The 6000-nt window shown below is 70.2% G+C and carries 5 protein-coding genes and 1 tRNA gene; 5 read left to right on the top strand and 1 reads right to left on the bottom strand.

Annotated features, from left to right (window positions below; all coding sequences use genetic code 11):
- Together AC3A84_RS06860 and AC3A84_RS06855 are read left to right on the top strand one after the other, a co-directional pair.
- Positions 1-76, top strand: a tRNA-Asn gene (locus AC3A84_RS06860).
- 499 nt (positions 77-575) lie between these two features.
- Positions 576-1499: a peptidoglycan DD-metalloendopeptidase family protein gene (locus AC3A84_RS06855; protein ID WP_487968854.1), complete on the top strand. Its 924-nt coding sequence runs from the start codon at positions 576-578 to the stop codon at positions 1497-1499.
- A gap of 176 nt (positions 1500-1675) precedes the next feature.
- Here the strand turns inward: AC3A84_RS06855 and gltS are convergent, their stop codons facing one another.
- The gene (gltS, locus tag AC3A84_RS06850; RefSeq protein WP_487968853.1) at positions 1676-2902 is read right to left on the bottom strand and encodes a sodium/glutamate symporter; all 1227 of its coding nucleotides are present in this window, start codon (positions 2900-2902) and stop codon (positions 1676-1678) included.
- 255 nt (positions 2903-3157) lie between these two features.
- Between gltS and AC3A84_RS06845 the strand changes: the two genes are divergently transcribed.
- From AC3A84_RS06845 to AC3A84_RS06835, 3 genes are all read left to right on the top strand, one after another.
- Positions 3158-3781 carry a pseudouridine synthase gene (locus tag AC3A84_RS06845; RefSeq protein WP_487968852.1) on the top strand — a complete coding sequence of 208 codons (624 nt, stop codon included), beginning with the start codon at positions 3158-3160 and terminating at the stop codon, positions 3779-3781.
- Between the two features lie 371 nt (positions 3782-4152).
- On the top strand, positions 4153-4593 hold the full coding sequence (locus AC3A84_RS06840; protein WP_487968851.1) for a thermonuclease family protein: 441 nt from the start codon (positions 4153-4155) through the stop codon (positions 4591-4593).
- Between the two features lie 119 nt (positions 4594-4712).
- Positions 4713-5972 carry an MFS transporter gene (locus AC3A84_RS06835; RefSeq protein ID WP_487968850.1) on the top strand — a complete coding sequence of 420 codons (1260 nt, stop codon included), beginning with the start codon at positions 4713-4715 and terminating at the stop codon, positions 5970-5972.
- Positions 5973-6000: the final 28 nt, after the last annotated feature.

Raw genomic sequence — 6000 nt, 5'->3', positions numbered from 1 at the left:
TCCTCGATAGCTCAGTCGGTAGAGCGCCGGACTGTTAATCCGTAGGTCCCTGGTTCGAGCCCAGGTCGAGGAGCCAACACGGGAAGCGTCGCAAGACCTCCCCTCGAAGCCCGACATGCACCGCATGCCGGGCTTTTTCTTTGGCCGCGACTCATCCACGCCGTCGTTGCATGCCGTCGAGACAGCACCTGCGCTCGGGCACGCGAACCAGCCCCTCCATGCTTCACATGCCCGCCGAGCGGCCCCTGGCCGTGCTACGCAGGCAGATCGTGACGAGCCCCAACCATTTGCCAGCCACGCCCCTGCGCACGGAACCCGTCACCGCTCAGGCGATGATTCCCTGGACGGATCCTCGAGGTGCCCGCATGAATCGGAGGGGCGCCGCCCCAGCTCTACGCGATGAACGGCGCAACCCCGCGTCGCCGCAAACATCTCGGCGAGTGGCTGAGGGAGCGGCGACGTTCCGCCGGCGCTCGTCGCCACGTTGGTACGGAGACCGACCGCGCTGCAGGGCGATGCCAGTGCGGCGAATGCGAAGATCACCCTTTTGCCCTGTTCTCCCGAGCCGCCTACCCATGCACGCAGCCCATCCGCATCCATCGTCCATCACGACCAAGCCAGCGCCCGGCCCGACTTCCGGCAACCGCCGCCACTGGCTGCAGCAGGCCGCAGCCTGCGCCGCCGCCAGTGCCCTGCCCGCCTGGGCCGCCGCGCCCGAAGGGCATGTGACGGCCGCCGTGTGGCCCCGCGCGCTGGCCGTGCCGGGCGGGGTGGCGCGCCTGTCGCTGGGCCCGGCGGCCGAACGGCCCATGGCGCATGCGGACGGCGTTCCCGTTCTGGTGCTGGGTGATGCCATCGAATGGACGGCCATCGTGGGCATCCCGCTCTCGGCGCCGGTGGGCACGGCGCGCATCGCCGTGCGCAAGGCCGGTTCGCCGGAATATGCGCTGGAATACGCCGTGGCGCCGCACGCGTACCGCGAACAGCGCCTGACGGTAGCGCCGCGCACCGTCGATCTCTCGCCCGAGGACAACGCCCGCTACGAACGCGAGCGCGATCACCAGCGGCAGGTGATGGCGGCCTTCTCCACCCCGCTGCCGCGCGCGCAGGATCTGCGCATGCAGGTGCCCGTGCCTGGCCGCCGCTCCAGCTCGTTCGGTCTGCGGCGCGTGTTCAACGGCCAGGCGCGCAACCCGCACAGCGGCATGGACATCGCCGCGCCCGTGGGCACGCCCGTGGTGGCGCCGCTGCCGGGCAGGGTGATCGACACGGGCGACTATTTCTTCAATGGCGGCACGGTGTGGCTGGACCACGGCGGCGGCCTGCTGACCATGGTCTGCCACCTGAGCGGCATCGACGTGCGCGTGGGCGACGTGGTGGCCACCGGCCAGCCCTATTGCCGCGTGGGCGCCACCGGCCGCGTCACCGGCCCGCATCTTCACTGGGGCGTGATGCTCAACCGCACCATGGTCAATCCGGCGCTTTTCCTGCCGGCTTAGGACGACTCACGGCCCCGTCGTGGCGTCGTGGCGTCTTTGCCGCATCTTGTCGCACGACCCGCGCCACCTTCGATGGGGCGCCGTGCCGGAACCGGTGCGCTGCGTTGTTGCGCAACACCTGAAGGCTGTGCGCCGGCTCCGACGTCATCGCCGGCTGGGTCGCGGTCAATCCGCGCTCAGCGCAGCGCGCCCATGAAGCCGGTGATGATGACCGCGTTGAAGAAATCGATGAACAGCGAGCCCACCAGCGGAATCACGAAGAAGGCCTTGACCGAAGGCCCGTTCGCCGCCGTGAAGGCCTGCATGTTGGCCATGGCGTTGGGGGTCGCGCCCAGTCCGAAGCCGCAATGCCCGGCGGAGATCACGGCCGCGTCGTAGTCGCGACCCATGACGCGGAAGGTGATGAAGTAGGCGAAGGCGAACATCAGCGCCGTCTGCACGATCAGGATGACCAGCAGCGGCCCTGCAACCTCGGCCATCTCCCAAAGCCGCATGGACATCAGCGCCATCGCCAGGAAGAACGCCAGCGCCACGTTGCCCACCCGCTCGAACTCCCGCTCCGGCAGCGGTCCATGGCGCCAGTCGATCAGGTTGCGCAGCAGCGCGGCGACCAGCATCGGGCCCAGATACGCCGGGATGACCACGCCTACATCCCGCAGCCCGTTGACCAGCACCGTGCCCAGGCCCATGGCCAGCGCGAGCAGCACGGTGGCGTGCAGCGCGGTGCGCTCGGCGGCATCCTCAGGCGCGGGCGCGGAAGCTGGGAGCACGGCTGCGGCGGCCGCCTGGTCCCCCTCCGTCCCCTGGGCTGCAGCGGTGCGCCGGGCACCGCTCAGCCCATGCCGGCGCAGGAGCAGCGAGCCCACCGGGCCGCCGATGATCGAGCCCGTGACCAGCCCCCAGGTGGCGGCGGCGATGGCGGCCGGCAGGGCGCCGGCAGCGCCTGCCTGCTCCATCAGCGGACCGAAGGCGGCCGAAGTGCCCAGGCCGCCGGTGAGCGATACCGAACCCGCCGCCAGCCCGATCAGCGGGTGCACGCCCAGCGCCGCCGCAAGGCCCACGCCGACCACGTTCTGCACCAGCACCAGCGCCACGGCCGCGCCCAGAAACAGGGCCACCCCCACGCCGCCCTTTTTCAGCATCTCGAAGCTGGCCGAAAAGCCGATGGTGGTGAAGAACGCCAGCAGAAGAAAGTCGCGGATGCCGGCATCGAACTGGAACGCGAAGGCTCCGCTCTGGTGGCCCGCCAGCGCAAGCAGCGAAAACAGCAGCCCGCCGATGATCGGCCCCGGAATGAAGTAGCGCGACAACAGCGGCACACGGCCTTGGATGAAGTCACCGATCACCAGCAGGACGGCGGCAACGGCCGCGGTCTGGGCCATATCGAGCGAAAACGTCATCATGGATGAGTGCAGGGAAATCAGTGGGAGTCTGTTGGCGGCCTCCCGGGGACAGGAGGCAGCGTGGAACCGCACGCGCCGGGGCGGCTCTGCGCGGAGTGCGGTGGATGCTATGTAAAACATAGCGGCATGCGCCCGAGGAAGGGCGTGGAGGCGCGGATTCTACGCAGGGCCCCGCCCCGAGCCGCCACAATCCCTTTTTTGGCGCCGACTCGAACCGACGACCGCGCCGTTCCAAGCCAGCGCCGCCTCACCACCATGCCCACGCTCCGCCTTGCCCGGCCCGCCGCCGCCGCCCGCCCCGATGCACGCCCCGACCGGCCGATGACAGGCCCGCCGCGGCTGATCCGATTCAACAAGCCCTACGGCGTGCTCAGCCAGTTCACGCCCGAGGGCCGCTGGCGCGGGCTGAAGGACTTCATCGACCTGCCGGGCGTCTATGTGGCCGGGCGCCTGGATGCCGACAGCGAGGGCCTGCTGCTTCTCACCAGCGACGGCCGGCTGCAGGCGCGCATCGCCGATCCGCGCTTCAAGATGGAAAAAACCTACTGGGTGCAGGTGGAGGATGAGCCGGACGACGCCGCCCTGGCCGCACTGCGCGCCGGTGTGCAGCTGAACGACGGCCCCACCCTGCCCGCGCGCGCCGAGCGCATCGATGCGCCCCCGGGCCTCTGGGAGCGAGACCCGCCCATCCGTGTGCGGCTGAACCGGCCCACGGCCTGGATCGCACTCACCATCCGAGAGGGGCGCAATCGCCAGGTCAGGCGCATGACGGCAGCCGTGGGCCATCCCACGCTGCGGCTGGTGCGCGCGGCCATCGGCCCCTATACGCTGGACGGCGTGGCGCCGGGCCAGTGGGCGGAGCAGGCTTCGGTGCTCTGATCCCCAGCCCCCTCAATTGCTCTCATTTCCATAGCTGGATACCCATTCGATTCCTGGGCTACAGCGTCAAAAACCCTGAACTCCCCCCAACGCACACCCCTCACGCCACCCGACAGCCGCCGGCCCAGATCCGACTGTGACAGCCGCGTGAAGTTATGCCCGCTGCCTGTGGGCCGAACTGTGGACAACTGGAGGGACAACAGCCGCCAAGCCGCGCCCGTATTGGGTTCCAGCGGATTGCCTTGTTTTTGGGCAGCGCTCACACCCCGGCGGCCGCACTCTGGTAGAGCTGCCCTGCCTGCGGGCTGGCGGGGATGCGGGCGTATAGTGTTTCGGCCCCTTTCGCCGCCTCGTTTTCTCTACGCCCAGCCTTGTCCGCCACCCTCGCCACCCTGTTCTGCCTGGTCGTCGCCGTCAGCGATGGCGACAGTCTCACCGTGCGCTGCAGCGCGGCCGGCCCGCTGGCCACGCAACGTGTGCGGATCGTCTCCATCGACGCGCCCGAGAGCCGGCAGGCCTTCGGCCAACGCTCGCGCCAGCACCTCGCAGCGCTGTGCCTGCGCCGCGAGGCCATGCTGCGCACGCAGGGGCATGACAGCTACGGCCGCCTGCTCGCGCAAGTCCAGTGTGGCGGGCAGGACGTGGCCGCGCAGCAGGTGGGCGCCGGGCTGGCCTGGGTCTATGCTCCGCTCGCCGGGCGCTATCCTGAGCTGACCGCACTCCAGCGCCAGGCGCGGGCCAGCCGCACGGGCCTGTGGTCGCAAAGACGCCCGCAGGCGCCCTGGGACTACCGCCGCCGCCATCCGCGCTGACGCGACGATTCCGCCCGGCGCCATGTCTGGAACGGGCGGCTCTGCCCGTGCCGCTCGCTTGTTCGAGCCGCCCTGCCTTCGCACGCATCGTCTCGCCTGCCCATCACGCCTTTCGCACCATGCCCGCCAACGCTGCCGCCACGCCCTGCGCGAAGCCCCGCCCCGTCTATCGCCATGCCGGCTTCCTGGCCTTCCTGCTGTCGCGGCTGGCGGCCGTTTTTGCTACCCAGGTGCAGGCGGTGGTGGTGGCCTGGCAGGTCTATGACCTCACGCGCGAACCGATGGCACTGGCCTTCGTAGGGCTGGCGCAGTTCCTGCCCATGCTCTGCCTGCTGCTGCCGGCGGGCGATCTGATCGACCGCTTCAGCCGCAAGCGCATCCTGGGGGTGAGCTGGTCGTTGGGCGCTCTTTGCAGCGGGCTCCTGTGGTGGCTCTCGGGCCACGGTGCAATGGACGTGGCGAGCATCTACGCGGTGCTGGTGCTGTTCGGTTGCTCGCGCGCCTTCTCGGGGCCGGCGCTGCAAAGCCTGTTGCCGCAGATCGTGCCGCGCGCCCAGCTGGCGCAGGCCATGGCCGCCAACACCATGCTGATGCGACTGGCCACCATCGGCGGGCCACTGCTGGGCGGGCTGCTGTATGCGGCGGGCGGCGGCGCGCTGACCTACCCGATCTGCCTGGCCTGCTTCGCGCTGGGCGCCGTGCTGCTGCAACGGGTGACGGTGGCCTACGCCGCGCCGCCGGCGACCGCGCACGGCCGCATGGTGCAGCGCTTCGGCGACGGCATCCGCTTCATCCGCTCGCGTCCCATCATCCTGGGCACGATTTCGCTGGACCTCTTCGCCGTGCTGCTGGGCGGCGTGGTGGCGCTGCTGCCCATCTATGCGCACGAGGTGCTGCACGTAGGGCCGCAGGGCCTGGGCGCTCTGCGCAGCGCCATGGCGGTGGGCGAGGTGGGCGCGGGGCTCTACCTGAGCGTGCGGCCGTTCAACCGCTACGTGGGGCGCACCATGTTCGTCGCGGTGGCGATCTTCGGCACTGCCAATCTGGTGTTCTCACTTTCCACCACGTTCTGGATCTCATGCGCGGCACTGATGGTGGCCGGCGCGGCCGACATGGTGAGCATCTACATCCGCGGCGCGCTGGTGCAGTTCTCCACGCCCGACACCATGCGCGGGCGGGTGTCGGCCGTCAACCTGCTGTTCGTCGGCTCGTCGAACGAGCTGGGCGAATTCCGCGCCGGTACCAGCGCCGCCTGGCTGGGAGCGGTGCCGGCTGCGGTAGTGGGCGGACTGTGCACCCTGGGCGTGGTGGGCCTCTGGGCCTGGACGTTCGCGCCCCTGCGGCGCGTCGACCGGTTCGAGGATGCCTCGCCGCGCTGAGAGCCTTGGGGCCCTCCTGATGCGGGCT

Source organism: Paracidovorax sp. (assembly GCF_057642795.1).
This window is presented reverse-complemented; position numbering and strand designations above follow the sequence as displayed.